We start from the raw sequence: 24768 nt of genomic DNA, 5'->3' as shown, positions 1-24768 counted from the left end.
TTGCACTGGTTTGCCCGCCGATCGGACAACTCCCGCGCGGCGGAAATGGCGTGCGTTCGCCGGTAGGGTGAGAGCGCACCGCAAATCTTCAAGGAGGACAGATGTCAGGTCGCATCCGCAACGAGGCATTCAAGCAGAAGGTCATGTCGGCCCACGATGCCGCAGCCCTCGTCGAGAACGGATGGAATGTCGGCTTCTCGGGCTTCACCGGGTCCGGTTATCCCAAGGTTTTCCCGGAGGCCCTCGCGGCCATCATCGAGGCGCGCCACAGCCACGACGAGCCGTTCCGGATCGGCGTCTGGACCGGCGCCTCCACCGCCCCGGAGCTGGACGGCGCCCTCGCGCGCACCGGTGGCATCTCCTACCGCGCGCCGTACCAGTCGGACCCCGACATGCGCAGCGCGATCAACTCCGGCATCTCGTACTACCAGGACATCCACCTCTCCCACATGGGCCCGCAGGTGTCGCAGGGGTTCCTCGGCCATCTCAACCTCGCCGTCGTCGAGGCCACCGCCATCACCGAGGACGGGGATATCGTCCCGTCGTCGTCGGTGGGCATGAACCGCACGTACCTGGACCATGCGGACCACGTGATCATCGAGGTCAACTCGTGGCAGTCCGAAGAGCTCTTCGGCATGCACGACATCTACTACCCCATCGGCGCCCTTCCCCCCAACCGCGTGCCGCTGCCCATCCAGAACGCCGGTGACCGCATCGGCGGCAAGGTGCTCAAGGTGGACGCGAGCAAGGTGATCGCGGTCATCGAGACCAACTCGGCAGACCGCAACACGCCGTTCAAGGCCCTCGACGACGACTCGCGCGCAATCGCCGGCAACTTCCTCGACTTCCTCGGCGCTGAGGTCAAGGCGGGGCGGCTGCCGGAGAACCTCCTTCCGCTGCAATCCGGCGTGGGCAACATCGCCAACGCGGTGCTGGCCGGCCTGCTCGAGGGACCGTTCGAGAACCTCACCTCCTACACCGAGGTGATCCAGGACGGCATGGTGGACCTGCTGGATTCCGGCAAGCTCACGGTGGCCTCCGCCACCGCGTTTTCACTGAGCCCCACGGCCGCCCAGCGGATGAACGACAAGGCCGCCGAATACCGCAACAAGATCGTGCTCCGCCCCCAGGACGTGTCCAACCACCCCGAGGCCATCCGTCGCATGGGCGTCATCGCCTGCAACGGCATGATCGAGGCGGACATCTACGGCAACGTGAACTCCACCCACGTGATGGGCTCGCGGATGCAGAACGGCATCGGCGGCTCGGGTGACTTCACCCGCAACGGCTGGGTCTCCAGCTTCGTCACGCCGTCGACGGCGAAGGGCGGGGCCATCTCCTGCATCGTCCCGATGGTCAACCACGTGGACCACACCGAGCACGACGTGCAGGTGCTGATCACCGAGCAGGGCCTCGCGGACCTGCGCGGCCTGGCCCCCCGCCAGCGCGCGCTCAAGGTCATCGAGAACTGCGCCCACCCGGACTTCAAGGAGCCGCTGCGCGAGTACGTCAAGCTGGCGGAGAAGAAGGCCAACGGGCAGCACACCCCGCATGACCTTGCCACCGCGCTGGGCTGGCACGTGCGGTTCCTCGAGACCGGCACCATGGTCCCGTGACCTGAGCACAGGCCGCTGACGAGGGCCCCCGCCGTTCGACGGTGGGGGCCCTCCTCTGTCCGGCGATAGGATCCGGCCATGGCCTTGATGCTCTCGTCGTTCGTCACGTTTCTCCTGGTGATGGACCCGTTGGGCAACGCTCCCCTGTTCCTCACCTCCCTCCAGCGCACCAAGCCCGAGCGGCGGCAGTGGGTGATCCTGCGCGAGTGCCTGATCGCCCTGGCCGTGATGGTGGCCTTCCTGTTCCTCGGCCAGTCCATGCTGAGCGTGCTGCACATCGACCAGGCCGCGCTGCAGGCGGCCGGCGGCGTCATTCTGCTGCTGATCTCGATCCGGATGGTCTTCCCCACGTCCGAGCGCAACCTGGCCGAGCCCATGACCCACGATGAGCCGTTCATCGTTCCGTTGGCGGTGCCCTATATCGCCGGGCCGTCGCTGCTGGCGGTCATCGTGGTGCTGGTCAGCCAGGACCCCGGAAACTGGCAGTGGTTCCTCGGCGGGCTGGTCCTGGCCTGGCTGGTGACCGCGGTGACCCTGTACTTCTCCGGCTTCCTGCAGCGTGTCGTCGGCACCCGGGCGCTGGTCGCGGTGGAGCGCCTGATGGGCATGATCCTGGTGATCATGGCGGTCCAGATGATGTTCGACGGCACGAAGGCCTTCTTCCTGGCCTGATATGAATTGTCCATGACGCCCGACCTCATCTCCCTGCGCCGCGAACTCCACCAGATCCCGGAGGTGGGGCTGCAGCTACCGGAGACGCAGGCCCGTGTTCTGGAGGCGTTGGATGGGCTGCCGCTGGAGATCACGCTCGGGCAGAGCGTCACCAGCGTCGTCGGCGTGCTGCGCGGCGGCCGACCCACTTCGGGGAAGCGCCCCGTCGTCCTGCTGAGAGCCGACATGGACGCGCTCCCCGTCGAGGAGCTCACCGGGCTGGAGTGGGCGTCCACCAACGGCGCCATGCACGCGTGCGGCCACGACCTCCACATGGCCATGCTGATCGGCGCAGCGCACGCGCTGTGCGCGCGGAGGGACGAGCTGGCCGGGGACGTGGTCTTCATGTTCCAGCCCGGCGAGGAGGGCGTCGACGGCGCCAGGTTCATGCTGGAGGAGGGGCTGCTGGACGTGGCGGGGTCGCGGCCGGACTGGGTCTACGCCATCCACGTGTGGGCCGCGCTGGATCCGCACGGAGTGTTCTCCACCAAGCCAGGCACCGTGATGGCCAGCTCGGATGTGGCGAAGGTGCGGGTCGTGGGTCGCGGCGGCCACGGCTCCACCCCGCAGCTCGCGGCAGACCCGGTGCCGGCGCTGGCGGAGATCGCCTTGGCCCTCAACACCATGGTGACAAGGCGCTTCGACGTGCAGAACCCGGTTGTCGTCACCGTCGGGCTCCTGCAGGCCGGCACCATCGCCAACGTCATCCCGGAGGAGGGGCGGCTGGAGGCCACGCTGCGGACCTTCGACACGTCGGTGCGGGACAAGCTCATCGCCACCATCCCCGAGGTGGTGTCCGGGATCGCATCGGCGCACGGGGTGCGGGGCGAGTTCGAACTGCTGGAGCAGTACCCGGTCACCGTCAACGACGCTGCCGAGGCCGACGTCGTGGCGGACGCGGTGACGGACCTGTTCGGCGAGGATCGACACCTGCGGTGGAAGAACCCGCTGGCCGGCGCCGAGGACTTCTCACGCCTCCTGCAGGAGGCCCCGGGGTGTTTCATCGGTCTGTCCGCCTGCCCGCCGGACCTGGACCCGCTCACCGCGCCGTTCAACCACTCCGCCTACGCCCGCTTCGACGACGCCGTCATCGCCGACGGGGCGGCGCTGTTCACCGAGTTGGCGCTGCGCAAGATCGGCGCCTGACCGGCGGCCCTGCCGGGCACGACACGCCGCCTGACCCGCCCGTCGACCACGCTGAGGGCGCTCCCCCACGATTGCGACGGCGTTTCGTGCCCAGCGGGGCGCGGCGGCAGTGTCGGGGGCATGATGGGCGGCATGCGCCCCATGCTCGCCACACCGTCGGCCACCCCTGGCCTGCCGCCGGTTGGGCCGGAGTGGGTGCACGAGATCAAGTGGGACGGGGTCCGCGCGCTGGGCGAGGTTCGCGACGGCAGGCTGCGGCTGACCAACCGCACCGACGGCGACATCACGGTGGCGTACCCGGAGGTGGCGGCCGGGGCCGTCGGGCTCCCGGAGGGTGCGCTGTTCGACGGCGAGGTCGTGGCGATGGGCCCCGAGGGGACGCCGTCGTTCCATGCGATCATGCCCCGGATGAACGTCCGCGATGCCCGCCGCGCCGCCCGCTGGGCCGTGGAGCGCCCCGTCACCTTCGTCGTGTTCGACCTCCTGCACCTCGGAGGGACGGACCTCACCCGCCGTCCGCTGCACGAGCGTCGCGCCGCGCTGGACGCCCTGGACCTCGACCGACCCGCTTGGCGGCTCTCGGAGCTCTTCGACGACGGCGCTGAGCTGGCGCACTTCACCCGCGAGGCGGGCCTGGAGGGGGTGATGAGCAAGCGGCGCTCGTCGATCTACCGGCCGGGGGTGCGCAGCGACGACTGGGTCAAGACCCCGCACCGCTCCGAGCTGGTGGTGGTCATCGGCGGGTGGCTGCCGGAGGGCGGCAACGAGCACGCGCTGGGCGCGCTGTGGGTGGGGCAGCCGAGCGACGAGGCCACCTTCGAGGCGCGGCCGGTGCTGTATCCGATGGGGCGGGTGGGCTCCGGACTCGGGCACTCCGACCGGGACACGTTGCTGGCGGTCCTCCGCGACACCGAACGCCCCACTCCCCCGTTCGAGCCCGTGCCCGCGGACCCGGTGGCCCGCCAGGCCCGTTGGGTCGAACCGATGCTGTGCGTGCAGGTGCGCTACCTCAACGTGACGCCCGACGGCGCCCTCCGCCAGCCCGTCCTGCGGGCGCTGCGCCCAGACGTGTCCCCCGTCGACGCGGCTACGGCATCCCTGCGCTGAGGATCCACAACGTCGCGTCACAACCCTTCGAGACGCCCGCGGTCGCTACGCGACGCGGGGCTCCTCAGGGAACGAATACAAGCCCCGCCGAACCCGTGGGCGCCGTCACCAACCACTCCCTGAGCTGAGGAGACCTCCGCCGCGTAGCGGCCGGGGGTCGTCACCACCCGCTCCCTGAGGAGACCTCCGCCGCGGAGCGGCCGGGGGTCGTCTCGAAGGGTCGAATCGCAAGCCGACAAGCAGTCTTGTTGTCAGGGTCGGGTGACAACCCTTCGAGACGCCCCACGGTCGCTCCGCGACGCGGGGCTCCTCAGGGAACGGAAGTGTCACGTCGATCGCGACGCGGGGCTCCTCAGCTCAGGGAACGGAAGTGTCACGTCGATCGCGGCTCCTCAGCCAACGGGACAGGGGCCGCGACCGCTCATTGGGCGGGAGGTGTCGCCGCGGGGGCGTCGTCGCGTCGCGCGACGAGCACGATGTCGTCGTGGTGGTGCGCCCCAGCCCCCTCCGCGACGCTCCGTGCGCGCCGCTCGTGCACCAGCACGGTCCAGCCGTCGCCCAGCCGCTCGACCACGTCGTCGGGATAGGCCAGCGTGGCGGGGTCGACGTGCGAGTGCTTCGGGTTGAAGTCCGCGTGGTGCACCACCAGCAGCGCGCCGCCGGGAGCGACGACGGAGGCCAGCGCGTCAACGGCCGGCGAGTCCTTGGGCAGGGGAACGTAGAACGCGGAGACGAGGTCGAAGTCGTCGTGCGGGAGGGGCGCCTGCCCGATGCTGCCGAGCACCCATTCGACGATGAGTCCGGTGGCCTCCACCGCCCTCTGCCCCCGCTCGATCGCCACCAGCGACGGGTCCAGCGCCGTGACCTCCCAGCCGTGCGTCGCCAGCCAGATGGCGTCGGCGCCCTCCCCGCACCCCACGTCCAGCACGCGCCCGCGGCGAAGCTTCGGCGCCTCCGCGACCAGGGCGGCGTTGGGCTCCCCGCTCCACATTCTGTCGGTATCGCGGTAGGCCTGATCCCAGTCGTGCTCGTGTGGCATGCCCAAGTATCCCGCCGAGCCCGCGCCCCGGGCAACAGTGGCGGGCGCCGGTAGGCTGGAGGCGATGACCGAGCCCCAGCCCATCGCAACGCTCCCGCCCATCGAGGAGCTGCACGGCGACGTGCCCCGCAGCCCGCGTACGGGCGAGCCGACGCGCCCCGCCGTCGTGCTGGTCTCGGCGATCCTTCAGTACCTGGCCGTGGCCGCACTCGCCGCCGCCTACGGCTGGCATTGGTGGCTGGCGGCGCACCCGGACAGCTACGCCACCTCGGCGCGGCTCATCGAGTGGGTGGCGCCCGAGCCCGGCAAGTGGCTGTCGCTCACGCTGGAGGGCGGGTTCGCCGCGGCCCTGGTGCTGGCCACCGGCGCGTGCGGGGTGGTGGGCTTCCATGCCTGGAACGGCTGGCGGTGGACGCGGTGGGGCGGCCTCGCAGCCGTCGCGCTGGCCGGCGGTTTCGCCGCGATCCTGAGCGACTGGGCGTTCATCGGCCTGGGGCTCGCCGTCGTCGGGGGCGCGCTGCTCTTCCTGCCCCCGTCGACGAGGTACTTCCGCCACTGGGAGCAGGTGCGCGCCATCCGGCCGGAGGCGTACCGCAGGCCCAGCTCCATCTTCTACGGCCGGCTGCCGCGGTTCCGGTGAGGCCCTAGGCTCACTGACCATGGCTTCGAACCCCTTCCTCGACGGCGCCCTCCGCGTGGTCCGCGACGTCGCCCTCCGCGCGATCGACAGGGCCACCGCGCCCCAGGCCCGCCGCCGCGCCACCAGGCGGCCCGCCGAACCCACCCGCTCCCCCCGCCCGCCTGCGGCCTCGGGCGGCTATCCCGGCGACTACCGGCAGGCTCCGACGATCGTGTACAACCCGCACCGCGACGGTCGCCCCGACCCGGGCGAAGTGGTGTGGACCTGGGTGCCGTACGAGGAGGATTCCAGTCAGGGCAAGGACCGGCCCGTGCTCCTGATCGGGCGCGACGGCGGCTGGCTGCTGGGCCTGCAGGTCACCTCGCAGGACCACGACGTCGACGCGGCCCAGGAAGCCGACGCCGGCCGCTACTGGACAGACATCGGCACCGGGGAGTGGGACAATCAGCGCCGCCCCAGCGAGGTGCGAGTGAACCGGATCATCCGGATCGACCCGGACGCGGTCCGCCGCGTGGGCGCCATCCTGGACGAACAGATCTTCGACGCCGTGGCGCGAGAGGTCCGCCGCCACTACTGAGCCGGGCGCCTCAGCCACCGATGACGTTGCGCTGCCGGTGAACATCACCGCCGCCGATTCGGGTCTCCGCCACGGTCCCTGATTGAATAGTGGACCAGAAGCAACGAGAGGCGCCCATGATCACCGTGACGGACCTGACCAAGGTCTACCTCCAGGGCAAGCGCGAGGTGCGCGCCCTGGACGGCGTCACGCTGACGGTCCCCGCCGGCTCCATCCACGGCATCATCGGGCACTCCGGCGCGGGCAAGTCCACCCTCGTGCGCTGCCTCACCCTCCTGGACCGACCCACCTCCGGAACAGTCGAGATCAACGGCGTGGACCTCACCGCAGCCCACGCCGACGCGCTGCGCACCGCGCGCCGCCGCATCGGCCTGGTGTTCCAGCAGGCGAACCTCTTCGATTCGCGCACCATCGCGGACAACGTGGGCTACCCCCTCGAGCTGATCGGGATGCCGAAGGCCGAGCGCGACGCGAAGGTCGCCGAGCTCCTCCGGGTCGTCGGCCTCCCGGACTCCGGCCCCGCCTACCCGGCGCAGCTGTCCGGCGGCATGCGACAGCGGGTCGGCATCGCCCGCGCGCTGGCCACGGAGCCGGACGTCCTGCTGTTCGACGAGCCCACCTCCGCCCTGGACCCGAAGACCACCGACGAGATCCTGGACCTGATTCTGAGCCTCAAGGGTCGCGACGGCCTCGCCGTGCTCGTCATCACCCACGAGATGCATGTGGTGAAGAAGATCTGCGATTCTGTCTCGCTGCTCGACGGGGGCCGCATCGTCGAGTCAGGGCCCCTGGTCGAGGTCGTCAACAGCCTTGACTCCCGGCTCGCCGAGGCACTGCTCGGCATTCCGCCTCACGCCCCGCTGGATGCCGTGCACGGCACCTACGTCGACGTGCTCTCCTCAGGTGAGAAGGCCGCCATGCCCGTGGTGGCGCACACCTCACACGAGGTGGGCGCCGAGCTCAACATCGTGGCCGGGAGCGTGGAGCACCTCGCCGGCACCACCTTCTCCCACCTGCGGATCTCGGTACCCCCCGGCACTGACCCGCAGCGGGTGATCGAGCTGCTGCGCGCGCAGGGCGCCGACGCGAAGCTCACCTCCCGCAGCGCGATTGAGGGGTCGGCGCAGTGATTCTTCTCGAGACCTGGTTCAACAACCCCGCCCTGCAGAAGGCGCTCCTTCCCGCCATCTGGGAGACGCTCCTCATGATGGGCCTGTCCAGCCTCGCCACCGTGCTGATCGGGCTGCCGCTCGGCGTGGTGCTGTACGTCACGCAGAAGGGCGCGCTCGGGGAGAACCGTGCCCTCAACTTCGTCCTCTCGAACATCGTGGTCAACATCACGAGGTCCATTCCCTACGCCATCCTGATGCTCGCCCTGATCCCCTTCACACGCTGGATCGTCGGCACCTCCTTGGGCCCCATCGCGGCGTCGGTGTCGCTGGCGATCGCGGCGATCCCGTTCTTCGCGCGCCTCGTCGAGACGGCGCTGCGCGAGGTGCACCCAGGCAAGCTGGACGCCGCCCACGCGATGGGCTCCTCGAAGATGCAGTCCATAACGAAGGTCCTCATCCCTGAGGCCCTCCCTGGGCTGGTGGCGGGTATCACCACCACGGTGGTGACCATCATCGGCTACTCGGCGATGGCCGGACTGGTGGGCGGCGGTGGCCTGGGGCGCCTCGCCTACAACTACGGCTTCCAGCGCTTCTCGCCCGACGTCATGGTCATCACGGTGATCCTGATCGTCATCCTGGTGCAGGGCGTCCAATGGCTCGGCGACCGGATCAGCCGGGCCGTGGACCACCGCTAAGACCTTCCCACCCTGTGGGAGACCAGCCCCGTGCTGGACAGAAGAAACTGGCCAACTTGTTGTCGGCCCCGAACAGAGAGGGACTCCTCCTGATGCACAAGATTCTCACCACGATCGCTGCCTCCGTGGCAGCCGCCATGACCCTGACGGCGTGCGGCGGAAGCGCCACCCCGTCGACCTCGGGCGAAGCGTCCTCGGCCGCCTCCGGCGAGGTGATCAGCCTCGTCATCGGCGCCAGCCCGGTGCCCCACGCCAAGATCCTCGAGTTCGTCCGCGACAATCTCGCCGAGGAAGCCGGCCTGGAGATCGAGATCCGCGAATTCGACGACTACGTCCTCCCCAACGAGGCGCTCGCCTCAGAGGAGCTGGACGCCAACTACTTCCAGCACCTCCCGTACCTGGAGAGCCAGATCGCGGACAAGGGCTACGAGTTCACCGCCGGCGAGGGCGTCCACATCGAGCCGCTGAAGCTGTTCTCGGACAAGCACGACTCCGTCGACGCCATCCCCGACGGCGCCACCATCGCGATCACCAACGACGTCTCCAACCAGTACCGCGGCCTCAAGCTGCTCGAGAAGGCCGGGCTGCTGACCGAGGTGCCGTCGGACGCCACCGTGCTGACCCTCACCGAGGATGCGAACCCGAAGGGGTTCCAGTTCGAGGAGACCCAGCCCGAGGTCGTCGTGCAGCAGATGTCGGACCCCGCCGTCGACGCGGCCGTGATCAACGCCAACTTCATCCTCACCGCCGGCCTGGACCCCAACGAGGCCATCGAGTCCGAAGAGGTTGAGGGCAACCCGTACGCCAACATGCTCGTGTGGCGCACCGGCGACGAGAACCCCGGCATCGCGACGCTGGAGGAGCTCCTGCACTCCACCGAGGTGGCGGACTTCATCGCCGAAACCTGGCCGTCCGGCGACGTGATCCCCGGAAACGCCTGATCCCTGTGACGTTGAGGGGCCGTCGAGCACACTGCTCGGCGGCCCCTCATCACGTCCGGGCCGACGTTGGTGGGCCGGGCGGCATTAGGCTGGCGGGGTGAACAGCTCGCGCGCGGTCCTCTTCGACCTGGACGGCACCCTCGCCGACACGGTCCCCCTCATCGCCCAACACATCAGCGACACCCTGAACTCGCACGGCATCGCGTGCGTGCCGCAGGACGTGTACCCCCTGATCGGGCGGCCCATCGAGGACGCCATGGCCGAGCTGCACGAGTTCGCCGACGACGGGGCCCGCATGCGGGCCATCATCCTGGAGTACCGCGGCGCCCTGCATCAGGCGGTCAATGAGGCCGGCCCGTCGCTGGTCCTGCCGGGCGTGCGCGCCATGCTGCACGAGCTGCGCGCCGGTGGCTACGCGATCGGGGTCGTCACGGCCAAGGGCGGTCCGCAGGCGGCCCACCTGCTGACGATCACCGAGCTTCGCCATCTGATCGACACGGTGGTCAGCACCGACGACGTGGACCGCGGCAAGCCGGCCCCCGATTCTGCACTCGTGGGGCTGGAGCGTCTGGGCGCCGTCGCCGCGGAGACCTGGTACGTCGGCGACGCGACCTCCGACATGGACATGGCGCTGGCCGCGGGCATGCGGGCGATGGGCATCACGACGGGCGCCGCGACCCGCGACGAGCTGGAGTCCGCGGGGGCTGAGGTCGTCGTCGATACAGCAGCCGAGGTCAGCCGCCTGATCCTCGATTAGGCTTGCCCGGCATGGGACGCATCGTGTTCGACACTGCCACCAGCTTCAACGGTTTCATCGCCGACGAGGACAACTCCCTGGCCTGGCTCTTCGCGGTCGCGGGTGGTGACCACCCGGATGAGGGCCTCTTCCCGTCCGACGCCGCCGTGATGGTGGAGGGATCCACTACCTATGAGTGGGTGCTGGCCGAGTCCGACATCCTCGCCCACCCCGAGAAGTGGGCCGAGTTCCACGGCGATCGCCCCACCTTCGTTTTCACCACCCGCAGCCTCCCGGTCCCCGCGGGGGCGGACATCCGGTTCGTGTCCGGACCCGTGTCCGAGGCGTTGCCCGCCATCAGGGAGGCAGCCGGGGACGGCGACATCTGGGTGGTCGGCGGCGGCGATCTGGCCGGCCAGTTCCTGGACGCGGGAGCGCTGGACGAGATCGCGTTGTCGGTGGCGCCGGTGGCGTTGACCGGTGGGGCGCCGCTGTTTCCGCGCCGCGTCGAGTCGAGCCGCCTGAAGCTGGTGTCCGCCACTGCCTTCGGCCAGTTCGCGCGGCTCCTCTACCGGGTGCAGAGCTGAGGGCCGAGAGCGCTCAGGGCAGGCGTCCCCCGGGTGAGAGCTGCGCCTCGAAGCCCCCGCTGATCAGGATGGGGTAGAACCCCAGCGCCTCGTTGACGTCGAGCATGTACCGGTTCTCGGCCGCGTTCCAGGTGACGATCGAGGTCGCCGTGGGGACCATCTGACGCACCTGTAGGAGGTTGGCAGCCTTGACCAGCATCCCGAGGCGGCGGCCCCGGTGCTCGGGGAGCACGATCGTGTCGTACTGGTCCACGAACGCCTCGGGATTGCTGCGGTCCATGGCCATCTCGCTGACCGCCGCGACAGTCCCGCTGGGCACGTGTCGGACGACGGCGTGGAAGAGCCGGTTGGTCAGCAGGGTGACGCGCTCGCGCTCCCGGAGCCTGGCGGCATCCCAGGTGGTCTCGACGACGGCGAGGTCACCCAGCGGCTGGTCCACGGCCATCCGCTCCTTCAGCACCGCCTGGCCGGCCAGCAGCTCCTCGGGGGACGGCCCCTCCCAGGCGAGCGCCTCATATTCGTCTCCCGCCCTGGCCTGCGCCTCGGCGAGGGCATCAGCCGGGTCCACCAGCGGGGTCGCGAAGTCGTAGCGGCTGACCCGTTCGACGATGCCGAGTCTCAGTCCGTGTTTGAGGGCGAGGCGCACACCGGGATGGTCGGGGTCTATCGCGCCGTGGCCCGACGGCGGAGACAGCGTGGCGCCGTCGCTGATGGGGGTCTCCACCCACGCCTTCACCCTGGTCAGGCCTGGCGGCGGGTCGGCCTTGAAGGACTCGATCAGTGCGGTGGCCACGCCCCGGCTGCGGTGTTCGGGGAGGACGTAGACGGCGACGGTGGCGCTGTCCGGGGAGTCGACGAGCGAGGTCCCGGCCGCGAGGAAGCCCGCCGGGGCGCCGTCGACGTAGGCCAGCCACCGCCGGTGCACAGACTCGGTGTCCTCCCGCTCGGAGGCGAGGTGGGATTCGTCGTCGACGTCCCACTGCGGGCCGCCGATGAGCTCGCGTTCGTTGGCGCGGATGAGCGTGCAGAGATCCCGCCACGACGGCTCGGTGTGGGTGTCGGGCAACGGGAGCGGCACGATGTGGAGCACGGAGTCGAGCCTAGCCCGAGGGGGCTGGGCGGGGTCGTGCACGAAACGCCGCGTGTCGCGCGCCCCGTCGTCGCAGGGGAACCCGACCGACGGTTCCGACGGCGTGTCGTGCACAGCTGATGGCGTCGGCTCGACGGTGGGGCGGGTGTGGACGCGGCGGCCGCAGATTGGCACGCGCCAAGCCGGAACGTAGGGTGGGAGCCTTGAAGACAGAGAAGAGGCGCCCATGACCGCACACACCCACCGCGAGTCGGTCGTCGACCGGCCGGACTCCCCCCGCTCGTGGCTCGCTCGGCTGCTGAAGGGGATCGCGGTCGGCGTCGGCGCCATCCTGCCCGGGCTGTCGGGCGGCGTTCTGGCGGTGATCTTCGGACTCTACGACCCGATGATCCGGTTCCTCGCCAACGTCCGTCACCACTTCGTGCGCAACGTGCTGTTCTTCATCCCCATCGGGATCGGCATGGGGATCGGCGTGCTGGGTTTCTCCGTCGTGGTGGAGGCCGCCTTCGCCTCCTACGCGGCGCAGTTCACCTGCCTGTTCATCGGGTTCGTGATCGGTACGTTCCCGTCGCTGTACCGGCAGGCCGGCCGTCACGGGCGCACGCCCACGCACCTGGCGATCATGGGCGCCGCCGCCGCCGGGATCTTCCTGCTCATGCTCGCGGGCGGCCAGATGCTGGTCCAGGTGCCGCCAAGCATCCCCGTCTGGTTCGGTTCCGGCGCACTGATCGGCCTGGGCGTCATCGTGCCGGGCATGTCGCCGTCGAACTTCCTCATCTACTTCGGCCTCTACGACAAGATGGCCACCGGCATCAAGGACTTCGACCTGGCGGTGACCATTCCCCTGTTCCTGGGAGTGGTGGCCTGCGTCCTGCTCCTCGCGAAGGGTGCCGCGTGGCTGTTCGACCGCTACTTCGGCGGCATGTACCACTTCATCCTGGGCATGGTGATCGGCTCATCCCTGGCGATCTTCCCCACGGTCGTGTTCCCCGCCTTCTCGGCGGAGGGTCTGGAATCGAGCGGGTTGAGCCTCACCACCGCGGTGCTGTTCGCGGTGGCCATGCTGGTGGTGGGCACCGTCGCGTCGTTCCTGTTCAGCAAGTTCGAGGACACCGTCAGCGACAAGCGCCACGAGATTGAGGAAGCGGCCGCTAAGGTCGTCGACGCCTGAGGCGACGAGGCCGCTGTGGAGCGGGCGACGGGAATCGAACCCGCGTATCAAGCTTGGGAAGCTAGCGCTCTACCATTGAGCTACGCCCGCGTGGGCCCTAGGTTAGCAAAGAAATCGTGCCCTCCTCCAACCGGCCTCTCGGACTCGCCACCCCACCCTGGGTAGGCTGAACGACGTGGGTAGGGCACAGACCGGAATCGAGCCGGATCAGCGCGCCCTCACCCGCCTCGCCATGGCTCACGATGCCTCGCCCTTCCTCCTGATGCCCTCCGGGGTGGTCACCCCGGAGACGGTGGAGGACGTGGCGGCGCTGATGGTCCACGCCGTGGAAACCCGCCAGCCGATCACCTTCCGGGCCGGCGGCACCAGCCTCTGCGGGCAGGCCATCACGTCGGGGCTGCTCGTCGACGTGCGCCGCCACTTCCGCGACATCGAGGTCCTCGACGGCGGCGCCCGGGTCCGCGCGGGGGCCGGAGCGACGCTCCGCGCGGTCAACGCCCGGCTGGCGCGCCACGGGCGTCGCCTCGGGCCGGACCCCACCAGCGACATCGCCTGCACCATCGGGGGCATCGTCGCCAACAACTCCAGCGGCATGCTCTCCGGCGTGGCGCAGAACAGCTACCACACCCTCGAATCCATGGTCTTCGTGCTGCCCAGCGGCCGGATCGTCGACACCGCAGACCCGACGGCGGACATCACTCTCCGTCTCGAGGAGACCCCCCTGGTGGGCGGGCTGCACATGCTGCGCAAACGGTTGCGGACCACACCGTCGTCCATCGCGGACATCAACCGGCTGTTCGCCATCAAGAACACCATGGGGTACGGCCTGAACGCGCTGCTCGAGTTCCACCGCCCCGTCGACATCATCGCGCACCTCCTCATCGGCAACGAGGGCACGCTCGGCTTCGTGGCCGAGGCCACGTTCCGCACGGTCCCGCTGGCCCCGCACACGGCGGCCGCGCTGGCGCTGTTCCCCACCCTCGACGCCGCCACCGCCGCGGTGCAGGGGCTCGTCGAGCACGGATTCGAGGCCATCGAGCTGATGGACGCCGCCTCGCTCCGCGTGGCGCGCACGCAGCCCGGGGCACCGGCGCTGCTCCGCGAACGTGAGCTGACCACCGAGGCCGCGCTGCTCGTCGAGCTGCACGAGGTGGACGAGCAGGTCCTGGCCGCGCGCCTCGACGCGGCAGCAGCCGAGCTCACCGGGCTCGACGTGGTGGGCAGCGTGGAGCTGACCACGGAGGTCCGCCACCGCAACGCACTCGTCGAGCTGCGCCGCGGGCTGTACGCGCTGGTCGCCGGAGCCCGCCCCTCAGGCTCCACCACCCTGCTCGAGGACATCTGCGTGCCCCCGAAGGAGTTCGCCGCCACCTGCCGCGACCTCGCGGACCTCCTTCAGCGCCACGGGTACGACGACGCGCCGCTGTTCGCGCACGGCCGCGACGGCAATATCCACTTCCTGCTCAGCGAGCGCTTCGACGACCCCGCCGGCCTTCTGCGCTACCGCAAGTTCACCCGCCAGTTGGTGCGCCTCACCCTCCGCCACCACGGGGTCCTCAAGGCGGAGCACGGCACCGGGCGCGCCATGGCGCCCTTCCTGCGCGACCAATACGGCGACGAGCTGTATGAGGTGATGCGCGAGATCAAGCACCTGTTCGACCCGGCCGGGGTGCTCAACCCGGGCGTCCTCATCTCCGATGACCCGGATGCGCACCTCAAGGACCTCAAGCTCATGCCCACCATCGAGCCCGAGGTCGATGCGTGCATCGAGTGCGGCTTCTGTGAGCCGGTGTGCCCGTCACGGGACCTCACCCTCACGCCCCGGCAGCGGATCGTGCTGCGCCGCGAGCTGACCGCCCGGAAGGACGACGTGGAGCTCCTGCGTCAGGTGGCCGAGGAGTACGACTATGCGGCCATCGACACGTGCGCCGTCGACGGCATGTGCGAGGTGGCGTGCCCATTAGGCATCAACACCGGAGACCTGGTCCGCCGCCAGCGCGAGGAGCGGGTGGGCGGCGTCGAGAAGCGCGCGTGGAATCAGGCAGCCCGCACGTGGGGCCTCGCCACGCGGATGGGCTCGGCCGCCCTCACCGTGGCGAAGTCGACGGGGCCCCTGGCCACCGCCGCCACCAGGCTCGGGCGCAGGGCGCTGGGCGAGGACGCCATCCCCGGGTACGACGAGGACCTCCCCCGGGGCTCCGGGCTGCGCAGGAGGCCCCGTCGCCGCGACCGTCCCCGCCCCGGGGTCGCCGCCGTGTACTTCCCGTCCTGCCTGCAGACGATGTTCGCCCCGACGGGGCAGGGCGTGTTCTCCGCCTTCAACGAGCTGTGTGTGAGAGCGGGCGTGCCGGTGTCGCTGCTCGACGCCGAGGGGCTGTGCTGTGGCTCGCCCTGGAGGGCCAAGGGCTACACCGACGGCTACGAGACGATGCAACGCCGCGTCCGCTCGGCGCTGAAATGGGGCGGCAAGGCCACCGTTGTGGTTGATGCGTCCAGCTGCACGGACGCCTTGACGCGGATGACGGAGGGATGGACGCCCACCGTCGTGGACGTGGTGACGTTCGCCGCGCAGCAGCTGCTGCCGCGCCTGGAGGTGACCCGCTCCCTACCGTCGCTGGTCCTGCACCCCACGTGCTCGTCGACGCGGATGGACGTCAACGACGACCTGCGCCGGATTGCGGAGTTCATCAGCGACGAGGTGACGGTTCCGCCGTCGTGGGGATGCTGCGGGTTCGCCGGAGACCGGGGCCTGCTGCACCCCGAGCTGACCGAGAGCGCAACCCGGGACCAGGCTGCGGAGGTCAAGGACGGGTTCTTCGCCTACGCGTCGCTCAACCGGACGTGCGAGATCGCGATGTCGCGGGCGACGGGCCGCACCTACGTTCATATCCTTGAGCTGCTGGCCGAGGCCACCCGCTGACCACCCGCTTCACGGGTGGCGCTCCCGCCCGGCCCTGCAGGAATCTACCCAGAGCGCGGTATCTGTGTATATACACAGACGCCGCGCTCTGGATAGATTCCTGCAGGTCAGTCCCCGAGCCCGGTGCCCACTCCGCGGGCGGCTCTGATCCAGGCGTGATCCTTGGGCACGACCTTCAGGTTTCCAGCCACCTCACCCAAGGGCACGGGGACCGCCTCGCCTGCCTGCGACGCCACCGTCACGCCGTACTCCCCCGCAGCGACGAGGTCCGCGCCCGCTGAGCCGAGCAGGGTGCCCAGCAGCCTGTCGTTGGCGTCCGGGATGCCGCCGCGCTGGACGTAGCCGAGGATGGTGACGCGGGACTCGAGGCCCGTGGCCTGCTCAAGTGCGGTGGCCACCTTGAACGCGTTGTCGCGGTGGCTTGCCTCGATGGAGGCCTTGTGGGCCGCAGCGGCCGACTTGGCCTCCGGCGAGGACGCGGCCTTCTTCAGTGCCTCGGCCGCCTGCAGGTCCGCGGTGTCCTGAATGTCGCGGGCGCCCTCGGCGATGGCGATCACGGAGAAGTTGCGGCCGGAGTCCGCGCGCTTCTTGATGGAGGCGGCCATCGAGTCGATGTCGTAGGGGATCTCGGGGATGAGGATGATGTCCGCGCCGCCGGCGATCCCCGACCCGAGCGCCAGCCAGCCGGCCTTGTGGCCCATGATCTCGGCGATGATCACGCGGTGGTGGGAGTGCGCCGTCGAATGCAGCCGGTCGATGGCTTCCGTCGCGATGCCCAGCGCCGTGGAGAAGCCGAAGCTGGTGTCGGTATGGGCGATGTCGTTGTCGATGGTCTTGGGCAGATGGATGACGTTGAGGCCAGCCTGCATGAGCCGGTTGGCGTTCTTGGCCGTACCGCCGCCGCCGATGCACACCAGCGCGTCGAGCTTGTTCTTCTCGAAGTTCTCGATGATGGTGGGCACCATGTCGCGGACCTCACCGTCGACCATCATCTTGTGTGGCTTGTCACGCGACGTGCCGAGCACGGTGCCGCCGATGGTGAGGATGCCGGACAGGGCGGAGGCGTCGAGGACCTGCCAGCGGTCCTCGGCGAGCCCGCGGATGCCGTCGCGGAAACCGATCAGCTCCATGCCGTGCTCGCCGATCGCGGACTTTCCGAAGCCCCGGATGGCGGCGTTCAGGCCGGGCGAGTCTCCGCCCGCGGTCAGGATCCCCACTCGCTTCTTCGCACCCATCACAGGCCTCCTCGTGTCGTGGCCCAACCCTACCGAGCGGGCCTCGCACCCGCGGTGAATCCCAACCACCGGGGCCGAGCCCACATCACCACTTGAGACTGCGCCGCGACACCGCGACACCGCACCGTGCGCCAGAAGTTTCGACGCGGTCGGCGGCGCTCCGCGCCCGACCGGCTCAACCGGCGGTAGAGCGGCGCCGCCCGAGGCGACAGTGGACTCACCCAGCGGGCGCGGGAGACGATCGCAGGCGGTGGGTGGTGGGGGTCGGGGCAGGTTGGGTGGGCGTTGATGACGGCGTGGCTGCGCGAAGCGCCGCCGCCGGCATCATGGGCGGCCCGGCCCCCACCACCCACCGCCAGCTCGACCACAAGCCGCAGACGGGTCCACCAGGGATTTTGCCGAACGGAGACGGTCCTAGACTGGGGGTATGTCCGAACCGAACCGCCTCGACGTGCTGCGCTGCGCAGACCAGGACCGCGAGGTCGTCGCGACACTGCTCAACACCGCCTACGCAGACGGCCGCCTCACCTTCGACGAGCACGCCGAGCGGATCGCACGCGCCTACGACGCGAAGACCTTCGGCGACCTGAACGGCCTCACCACGGACCTCGTCGCGTTCGAACGACCCGCCCCGATGGCTCCTGCACCCCACTACTCCGCGCCGTCGCCCGTCCCCCCGCACCTCCCCGCGACACCCCCGCCCGGCGTCCTCACCGCCGGCGCCTTCACCGGCGGCAACTCCTTCATGTCCACCTACAACCCGGGCCGCGTGGCCCTGGTGGGCTCCTCCGTCCAGCTCAACGCCTGGCTGGGCGAGATCCGCCTGGATCTGATCGGGGCGGCCTTCGAACAGCGCGAGGTCACCCTGCACGTCGGCGGCGGCCTGTGCGAGGTGAAGATCCGCGTGCCTGAGGGCGTGGACGTGAACCTGTCGGGGATGAGTCTGATCATGGCCGAATCGAAGGTTCAGGGGTTGATGCCCCGCCCGGACGGCATCCGGATCAATCTGATCGGCACGGTGTTCATGGGCGAGCTGAAGGTGTACGGGCCTGGCATGGACCGCCGTCGCTACGAGCGGTTCATCCGGTGAGCGAGACCCTCTTCGCCCCGCCGGACACGCACTGGCAGCGCCTCTCCCCCAACTATCTCCGGATGAAGCTGATCCTCATCCCCGTGGTGTGGACGCTGATGTTCGTGGCCCCGGCCGTCGTCGCCTTCCTGTTCGGCCCGTCGTGGCTGGGCTGGGCGGTGGTGGCCGTCTGGGCGGCGCTGCTCTCCTGGCGGCTCATCCGCGCTCCGCGGGCCTTCCGACGGTGGGGCTACGCCGAGCGTGACACGGACGTCTACCTCACCAGCGGCCTCTTCTACCGCCGCCTGGTCTGTGTGCCCTACGGCCGGATGCAGCTGGTCCAGCTCCACTCGGGCCCGATCGACCGCCTGTTCAAGCTGGCGACGGTGGAGATGATCACCTCCTCGACGCAGGGCAGCGTGTCCATTCCCGGCCTCGCCCCAGACGATGCGGCGGCGCTGCGCAACCGTCTCATCGAGCGCGGGGAGACCCAGCAGGCCGGGATCTGATGACCGATTTCACCCCAGTGCCCGTCGTCCCGGTCCCGGATGCGCCCCCCAAGGTGGTGGAGCATCCCAGCCCGCTGACCGGTCTGGCGCACAGCGGGATCGTGCTGGCGGCGTCGCTGGTGTTCCTGGTCCGGGAGCTGGACAACGGACTGGCGGACCTGTCGAGGCAGGCGCTTCTCTTCGGCCTCATGGCGCTGGGTGCGGCCCTGGTGGCCGGGGTGTACGGCATCTTCGCGTGGAAGACCACGGCGTTCATCGTCGACGATGAGGAGTTCCGCGTGGAGCGGGCGTTCATCTCGCGCTCGTCGTCGAGGCTGGACTACACGAAGGTGCAGTCGGTGGACATCGCCCAGCCCCTCGTCGCGCGGCTCCTCGGCCTCGCGAAGGTGCACATCGACGTGGGCGGTGCCGGCGGCCTGACGCTGGCTTTCCTCACGAAGTCGCGGGCCGAATCGCTGCGCGAGCATCTGCTGGCCCGGATGAGCCTGGCCAGGCGCGGACGCGTGCCCGTCTCGCCACCCGACGGCATCGAGGCCCCAGAGGCCGTTGCGTCATCGACGGCCGGCGACGAGCCGGAAGACCTGATCCACGCCGTCACCCCGGCCACGCTGATCCTGGGCACTGCGGTGTCCTCGCCCGCCGTGGCCGCCCTGCTGGTGGCCGGCCTCGTGGTGGGGATGTCGCTCTGGTCCGAGACGTCGATCACCGCCTTCGGCGCCCTGCTGGCCTTCGGCGGGTGGGCGTGGTCCAACGTGGGCCGCAACTGGGGTTTCCGGATGACGCGTCGGGGGGACACCCTGCGCATCTCCCGGGGGCTCGGGTCCACCACCGCCCAGGGGCTGCGCCCGGACCGGATCCAGGGGGTGGTCATCCACCAGGACCTGCTGCAGCGCCTCACCGGGCTGTACCGGGTGACGGTCACCGTGCTCGGCTACGGAGATCCGGGCGGCGAGGAGAGCGGCTCGTCGAACTCGATCGTGCTCCCGTTCGGGACGTGGCCCGACGTGATGACGGTGCTGCACGCCATCTGGCCGGAGATGGACCTGAACCTGATCCAGCCGACTCCGCAGCCGGACCGGGCGCGCTGGCTCACCCCGTTCTCCCACGCGCAGCACACGTGGGGCGTGGGCGAGGATGTGCTGGTGGCCCATCACGGGCTCATCGAGCACGCGATGTCGATCGTGCCCCACCGACGGATGCAGTCCCTGTCGCTGCACCAGGGCCCCGTCCAGCGGAAGCTGAGGCTCGCCACCATCGCGGTGCACACCACCGACGGGCCGGTGTCGCTGCGCCTGTACCACCTGGATGATTCGGTGGCACGGCGGCTGTTCGACGAGCAGCTGGCCCGTGGCCGGGCGGCCCGTGCCGCTGTCTCGGTAGCCTGATCCGGAAGCCGCTGCCTTCACCGGTGGCGCTCACGCTACGATTTCGCGCATGAGCATCTTCCTGGGTATCGACGTTGGCGGTTCGGGCATCAAGGGCGCGCCCGTTGATCTGGAGCGGGGAGACTTCGCGGCTGACCGCCTGCGGATCCCCACTCCCGAGAAGTCCACCCCGAAGGCCGTCGCCGCTGTGGTCGGCGAGATCATCGAGCACTTCGCGGGAGTCATCGGCGACAACCCGGTGGGCCTGACCATCCCCGCGCCGGTGCTGCACGGGCGGGTGCCGTTCATGGCCAACCTGGACCAGAAGTGGAGCGGGTTCAAGGCCGACGAGTACTTCGAGGACAAGCTGGGCCGCAAGGTGGTCCTCGTCAACGACGCCGACGCCGCGGGTCTCGCCGAGGTGCACTTCGGCGCCGCGAAGGACCACCCGGGCCTGGTCATCCTCACCACGCTGGGCACCGGCATCGGCGCGGCGATCATCTACCGCGGTGTCCTTATCCCGAATGCGGAGCTCGGTCACATCGAGCTCGACGGCTACGACGCCGAGAAGCGCGCCGCGTCGTCGATCAAGGACAAGGAGGGGCTCAGCTACGAGGAGTGGGCCACCGAGCGTCTCCAGCCGTACTACAGCCACATCGAGATGCTGTTCTCCCCGGATCTGTTCGTCACGGGGGGCGGCGTCTCCAAGGACTGGGACAAGTGGGGCCCGCTCCTGAAGCTGAAGACCCCCATGGTTCCGGCGAAGCTGCGCAACCGGGCCGGCATCATCGGCGCGGCGCTGGCCGCGAAGGACGCCGTCGAGCACCCCGACGTGCTGTCGATGATCCCGGCGGTGGCAGACGCCAACCCGGCCGACGTGGCAGATACCGAGTAGCCCTCAGACCACACACCAACGCTTCGACGGCGGGCACCCATCCGAGGGTGGCCCGCCGTCAGTGCGTCACATGCGCTCTGGCGCGTCGATCCCCAGAAGGTGCAGGCCCTGGGCGAGCACCTGCTGCGTGGCCGCGCACAGCGCCAGCCGCGACGAGCGCACGTCGCCCTCGGACCGGAGCACCGGGCACGCCTCGTAGAAGGAGGCCAGCGCGCCGGCGAGGTCGTAGAGGTAGCCACAGAGCTTATGCGGCTGCAGTGATTGGGCCACCTCGTCGACCACGTCCCCGAAGCCGCTCAGCCGAAGGGCCAACTGCTGCTCGGCCGGCTCGTCGAGGGTGGTCACCGAACCCCAGCCGATGCCCTCGGCTTCGGCCTTGCGCAGGATCTGGCTGACGCGCGCGTGCGCGTACTGCAGGTACGGGCCAGTGTCGCCGGTGGTCTGCACCATGCGTTCGGCGTCGAAGGTGTAGTCCTTCTGCAGGCCGTTGGAGAGGTCGGCGTACTTGATGGCCGCCAACGCGATGTTGGGGGCGGCCACCTCCTCGGCGGCGTCAAGGAGGGAGCCGAGGGTGGCGGCCGAGCCGTCGCGGGTCTTGAACGGCTTGCCGTCGCGCCCGAGCACCATGCCGTAGCCGACGTGCTGGGCCGTCACGTCGCCGGGGAGGAAGCCGGCCTTTCGGGCGGCGGCGAACATCTGGGCGAAGTGGCCGCCCTGGCGGGCGTCGGTGACGTAGATGATCCGGTCCGCCTTCAGCTCGCGGACCCGACGGCGGATGGCCGCGAGGTCCGTGGTGGCATAGCCGTAGCCGCCGTCGCTCTTCCGGACGATGAGCGGGGCCTCGAAGCCTTCGACGAACACGCACAGCGCGCCGTCGTCGACCACCGCGACCCCGGACTCTTCGAGTTCCTTCACCAGGACCGGGAGGTCGTCGTTGTAGGTGGATTCGCCGGCGAGGTCGTCGTCGGTGAGCAGGATGCCGAGGCGGCGGTAGGCCTCGTTGAAGGCGGGCTTGGAGATCTCGACGAGTTGGCGCCAGATGGCCAGCGACTCCTCGTCGCCGCCCTGGAACACCGACACGCGGGCGCGGGCCCTGGTGGCGAACTCCTCGTCCTCGCGGAAGCGGGCCGCGGCCCGCTTGTAGAGGGCGTCGGCCTCGTCGAGGGTGAGCGCACCGGCGTCGATGCCCTCGTCGAGGACCTGCTCGATCAGCATGCCGAACTGCGTGCCCCAGTCTCCGATGTGGTTCTGGGGGATGACGGTGTGGCCGAGGGCGCTGAGGACCCGGTTGAAGCAGTCCCCGATGATGGTGGTGCGCAGGTGACCGACGTGCATCTGCTTGGCCACGTTGGGGGCCGAGTAGTCGATGACCACGCGCTGCGGGTAGGCCACCGGGTTGAGGCCCCCGTGGGGATCCTCGAGGAGGGCGGTTGCCGCGGCGGCGAGAACGTCGGAGCGCATGCGGAAGTTGATGAAGCCGGGGCCGGCGATGTCCAGCGGCTCGCACAGGTCCTCGACGTCCAGCCGGGCGACGATGTCTGCGGCGACCTCGCGGGGCGGGCGCCCCTCCTTCTTGGCGAGGCGCAGCGCGACGTTGGACTGGAAGTGCCCGAACTGGGGCTTGGTGGCCGGACGCATCTCGGGGTCGACGCCGGTGAGGTCCCGGAGACGGGTGTCGAGGAGCGCGGGGAGGGATTGCATGGGCGACATTCTCGCATTGACGGCGCGACGGCCCCAAGCCGGCGCCGCCTCGCCGCCCACGACGTCACCCGACCCGCGTTCCGCGGGGTTGCGTGGTTGGGGGGGTGAGGTCCGGGGCTCCGCTCCTCACCCCTCGGCGGGCCGGAGCGGGAGCGCCCGCGCCTCAGTGCAGCGAGTCCACCGCAGCCCTCTCGATCGCGAGACCTGCGCGGTAGCGTTCCATGAAGACGTCGAAGCCCTCCACGTCGGCAGGGACAGGCTGCTCGGTCTCGATCTCGGCACCGCCGAACACCGACGACGCCAGCCAGTCCGCCAGCGGCCCCTCGCCGGAGCGCTGGAACGCGGCGAGTAGCGCCATGCCCCAGGCGCCGCCCTCCCCCGCGACCTCGCCGACCGAGACCGGCGTGTTCATGGCGGCGGCCAGGAACCGCTGCGCCACACCCTTGGTCTTGAACAGGCCACCATGGGCGAACATCGAGTCAAGCTCCACGCCCTCATCCTTGAGCAGGATGTCCATCCCCACCCGCAGCGCCCCGAGCGCCGCGAACAGGTGGGTGCGCATGAAGTTGGCCAGCGTGAACGAGCTGTGCGGGGTCCGCACGAACATCGGCCGACCCGCCTCCAGGCCGACGACGTGCTCGCCGGCCAGGTAGTTGTAGGCCAACATGCCGCCGCCGTCGGCGTCGCCGTCGAGGGCGGCCGTGTAGAGCGTCTGGAACAGCGCGTTGGTGTCCACCTGGGCGCCGAGCGCCGCGGCGGCCTCGCCGAACAGACCCACCCACGCCTGCAGGTCGACGGCGCCGTTGTTGCAGTGCGCCATGGCGACGAGGTCGCCGGCCGGGGTCGTGACCAGGTCGATCTCCTCGTGGAGGGCCTTCAACGGCCCCTCGAGCACCACCATGGCGAAGATGCTGGTGCCCGCGGACACGTTGGCGGTGCGACGGGCGACGGAGTTGGTGGCCACCATCCCGGTGCCCGCGTCGCCCTCTGCCGGGGCGAACGGGATCCCGGCCCGGAGCCGGCCCGACGGGTCAAGCAGGCGGGCGCCCTCGTCGGTGAGCGCTCCGGCGCTCTGCCCGGCAGGCAGCACGGCGGGGAGGATGTCGGCCAGCTTCCAGCCGTAGCCCCGATCCGCCACGAGGTCGTCGAACTGGGCGAGCATGTCTGTGTCGAACTGGCCGGTGGTGGTGTCGATGGGGAACATGCCGCTCGCATCGCCGACGCCCAGGGAGCGCTCGCCCGTGAGGCGCCAGTGGACGTAGCCGGCCAGTGTGGTCAGGTAATCGATCGAGCCGACATGCTCCTCCGCGCCGAGGAATGCCTGGTAGAGGTGCGCGATGCTCCACCGCTGCGGGATGTTGTGCTGGAACAGTTGCGTGAGGGCGTGGGCCGCCTGGCCCGTGGTGGTGTTCTGCCAGGTCCGGAAGGGCACCAGCAGCTCGCCGGCCGCGTCGAAGGCCATGTAGCCGTGCATCATGGCGGAGAAGCCCATAGAGCCCACCGTCTCCAGCGCGACGCCGTGGCTGGCCTGCACATTCGCCGCCAGGTCCGCATACGCGGCCTGCAGCCCCGCCCAGACCGCGTCGACGTCGTAGGTCCAGAATCCGCCCTCGAGCTTGGACTTCCACTCGTGGCCACCGGTGGCCAGCGGCTGGTGGTCCGGGCCGATGAGGACGGCCTTGATGCGGGTCGAGCCCAGCTCGATGCCGAGCGACGTGTTGCCACTTTCGATGGTGTCGCGCGCGGTCAAGTTTTCCACGATGTAAACCTCCGTTGTTGTACCCGTACCCCATCATTGCCTGCCCAGGCCGGTTCCGCCACGGGGGGCCCCAAAAGGGGCACCCGCCAGCCCGATGAGACCATTCATCATGGTGTCCTCGGCTGTGGTGGGGGTCCGGTCTGGCACC

General features: G+C 69.9%; 22 protein-coding genes and 1 tRNA gene. 17 read left to right on the top strand and 6 right to left on the bottom strand.

Translation table 11 applies throughout. From position 1 onward, the window contains the following. Positions 1 to 101 precede the first annotated feature (101 nt). From scpC to ACX1D1_RS04560, 4 genes are all read left to right on the top strand, one after another. Positions 102 to 1616, top strand: a complete 1515-nt coding sequence (gene scpC / locus ACX1D1_RS04575) for a succinyl-CoA:acetate CoA-transferase ScpC (protein ID WP_459056121.1) — start codon at positions 102 to 104, stop codon at positions 1614 to 1616. 78 nt (positions 1617 to 1694) lie between these two features. Beyond that, positions 1695 to 2288, top strand: a complete 594-nt coding sequence (locus tag ACX1D1_RS04570; protein WP_182782027.1) for a MarC family protein — start codon at positions 1695 to 1697, stop codon at positions 2286 to 2288. Positions 2289 to 2300: 12 nt separating this feature from the next. Then, positions 2301 to 3473 carry a M20 metallopeptidase family protein gene (locus ACX1D1_RS04565; protein ID WP_459056120.1) on the top strand — a complete coding sequence of 391 codons (1173 nt, stop codon included), beginning with the start codon at positions 2301 to 2303 and terminating at the stop codon, positions 3471 to 3473. Positions 3474 to 3605: 132 nt separating this feature from the next. Continuing rightward, positions 3606 to 4580, top strand: coding sequence for an ATP-dependent DNA ligase (locus tag ACX1D1_RS04560; RefSeq protein WP_459056119.1), 975 nt, complete (start codon positions 3606 to 3608; stop codon positions 4578 to 4580). A gap of 421 nt (positions 4581 to 5001) precedes the next feature. On the opposite strand, the gene ACX1D1_RS04555 is transcribed toward ACX1D1_RS04560, so the two are convergent. Beyond that, positions 5002 to 5619 carry a class I SAM-dependent methyltransferase gene (locus tag ACX1D1_RS04555; protein WP_459056118.1) on the bottom strand — a complete coding sequence of 206 codons (618 nt, stop codon included), beginning with the start codon at positions 5617 to 5619 and terminating at the stop codon, positions 5002 to 5004. A 64-nt stretch (positions 5620 to 5683) separates the two neighbouring features. Here ACX1D1_RS04555 and ACX1D1_RS04550 point away from each other — a divergent pair, with 64 nt between their 5' ends. The 7 genes from ACX1D1_RS04550 to ACX1D1_RS04520 all read left to right on the top strand — a co-directional run bounded on the left by ACX1D1_RS04550 (position 5684) and on the right by ACX1D1_RS04520 (position 10907). Next, on the top strand, positions 5684 to 6259 hold the full coding sequence (locus tag ACX1D1_RS04550; protein WP_459056117.1) for a hypothetical protein: 576 nt from the start codon (positions 5684 to 5686) through the stop codon (positions 6257 to 6259). A 19-nt stretch (positions 6260 to 6278) separates the two neighbouring features. Next, on the top strand, positions 6279 to 6836 hold the full coding sequence (locus tag ACX1D1_RS04545) for a type II toxin-antitoxin system PemK/MazF family toxin (protein ID WP_459056116.1): 558 nt from the start codon (positions 6279 to 6281) through the stop codon (positions 6834 to 6836). Between the two features lie 116 nt (positions 6837 to 6952). Then, positions 6953 to 7966, top strand: a complete 1014-nt coding sequence (locus tag ACX1D1_RS04540; protein WP_182782021.1) for a methionine ABC transporter ATP-binding protein — start codon at positions 6953 to 6955, stop codon at positions 7964 to 7966. Then, on the top strand, positions 7963 to 8643 hold the full coding sequence (locus ACX1D1_RS04535) for a methionine ABC transporter permease (protein WP_459056115.1): 681 nt from the start codon (positions 7963 to 7965) through the stop codon (positions 8641 to 8643). Before ACX1D1_RS04540 ends, ACX1D1_RS04535 begins: the two co-directional genes overlap by 4 nt. Positions 8644 to 8735: 92 nt before the next feature. Continuing rightward, entirely contained in the window at positions 8736 to 9584 is an 849-nt protein-coding gene (locus tag ACX1D1_RS04530; RefSeq protein WP_459056114.1) for a MetQ/NlpA family ABC transporter substrate-binding protein, read from the top strand. A 97-nt stretch (positions 9585 to 9681) separates the two neighbouring features. Further along, positions 9682 to 10341: an HAD family hydrolase gene (locus tag ACX1D1_RS04525; protein ID WP_459056113.1), complete on the top strand. Its 660-nt coding sequence runs from the start codon at positions 9682 to 9684 to the stop codon at positions 10339 to 10341. Positions 10342 to 10352: 11 nt separating this feature from the next. Further along, entirely contained in the window at positions 10353 to 10907 is a 555-nt protein-coding gene (locus ACX1D1_RS04520) for a dihydrofolate reductase family protein (protein ID WP_459056112.1), read from the top strand. Between the two features lie 13 nt (positions 10908 to 10920). On the opposite strand, the gene ACX1D1_RS04515 is transcribed toward ACX1D1_RS04520, so the two are convergent. Continuing rightward, on the bottom strand, positions 10921 to 11997 hold the full coding sequence (locus ACX1D1_RS04515) for a GNAT family N-acetyltransferase (RefSeq protein ID WP_459056111.1): 1077 nt from the start codon (positions 11995 to 11997) through the stop codon (positions 10921 to 10923). Positions 11998 to 12223: 226 nt separating this feature from the next. Here ACX1D1_RS04515 and ACX1D1_RS04510 point away from each other — a divergent pair, with 226 nt between their 5' ends. Next, positions 12224 to 13168 carry a DUF368 domain-containing protein gene (locus ACX1D1_RS04510; RefSeq protein WP_459056110.1) on the top strand — a complete coding sequence of 315 codons (945 nt, stop codon included), beginning with the start codon at positions 12224 to 12226 and terminating at the stop codon, positions 13166 to 13168. A 16-nt stretch (positions 13169 to 13184) separates the two neighbouring features. Here the strand turns inward: ACX1D1_RS04510 and ACX1D1_RS04505 are convergent. Beyond that, positions 13185 to 13258 (bottom strand) — tRNA-Gly (locus ACX1D1_RS04505). Positions 13259 to 13343: 85 nt separating this feature from the next. Between ACX1D1_RS04505 and ACX1D1_RS04500 the strand changes: the two genes are divergently transcribed. Beyond that, the gene (locus ACX1D1_RS04500) at positions 13344 to 16088 is read left to right on the top strand and encodes an FAD-binding and (Fe-S)-binding domain-containing protein (RefSeq protein ID WP_459056109.1); all 2745 of its coding nucleotides are present in this window, start codon (positions 13344 to 13346) and stop codon (positions 16086 to 16088) included. 107 nt (positions 16089 to 16195) lie between these two features. Here ACX1D1_RS04500 and ACX1D1_RS04495 read toward each other — a convergent pair whose 3' ends face one another. Next, positions 16196 to 17323, bottom strand: a complete 1128-nt coding sequence (locus ACX1D1_RS04495) for a 6-phosphofructokinase (RefSeq protein ID WP_459056108.1) — start codon at positions 17321 to 17323, stop codon at positions 16196 to 16198. A gap of 427 nt (positions 17324 to 17750) precedes the next feature. Here ACX1D1_RS04495 and ACX1D1_RS04490 point away from each other — a divergent pair, with 427 nt between their 5' ends. From ACX1D1_RS04490 to ppgK, 4 genes are read left to right on the top strand one after another with little or no spacing between them, the layout of a single operon-like run. Continuing rightward, positions 17751 to 18413 (top strand): DUF1707 SHOCT-like domain-containing protein, encoded by a 663-nt coding sequence (locus ACX1D1_RS04490; protein WP_182781948.1) that lies wholly within the window; start codon positions 17751 to 17753, stop codon positions 18411 to 18413. Continuing rightward, positions 18410 to 18901 (top strand): PH domain-containing protein, encoded by a 492-nt coding sequence (locus ACX1D1_RS04485; RefSeq protein WP_182781947.1) that lies wholly within the window; start codon positions 18410 to 18412, stop codon positions 18899 to 18901. The genes ACX1D1_RS04490 and ACX1D1_RS04485 overlap by 4 nt, the downstream gene beginning before the upstream one ends. After that, a complete protein-coding gene (locus tag ACX1D1_RS04480) occupies positions 18901 to 20286 on the top strand; it encodes a PH domain-containing protein (protein ID WP_459056107.1) in 1386 nt (461 codons plus the stop codon). Before ACX1D1_RS04485 ends, ACX1D1_RS04480 begins: the two co-directional genes overlap by 1 nt. A 49-nt stretch (positions 20287 to 20335) precedes the next feature. Beyond that, the gene (gene ppgK, locus ACX1D1_RS04475; RefSeq protein ID WP_459056106.1) at positions 20336 to 21160 is read left to right on the top strand and encodes a polyphosphate--glucose phosphotransferase; all 825 of its coding nucleotides are present in this window, start codon (positions 20336 to 20338) and stop codon (positions 21158 to 21160) included. A gap of 66 nt (positions 21161 to 21226) precedes the next feature. Here the strand turns inward: ppgK and argS are convergent, their stop codons facing one another. Together argS and ACX1D1_RS04465 are read right to left on the bottom strand one after the other, a co-directional pair. Then, positions 21227 to 22861, bottom strand: a complete 1635-nt coding sequence (gene argS / locus ACX1D1_RS04470) for an arginine--tRNA ligase (protein WP_459056105.1) — start codon at positions 22859 to 22861, stop codon at positions 21227 to 21229. Positions 22862 to 23024: 163 nt separating this feature from the next. Then, positions 23025 to 24620, bottom strand: a complete 1596-nt coding sequence (locus ACX1D1_RS04465; protein WP_182799223.1) for a xylulokinase — start codon at positions 24618 to 24620, stop codon at positions 23025 to 23027. Between the last annotated feature and the right edge of the window lie 148 nt (positions 24621 to 24768).

This window comes from Tessaracoccus luoxuelianae, assembly GCF_054483915.1.
Note: the sequence above shows the minus strand (reverse complement) of the source record. Positions and strands in the feature narration are given on the sequence as shown.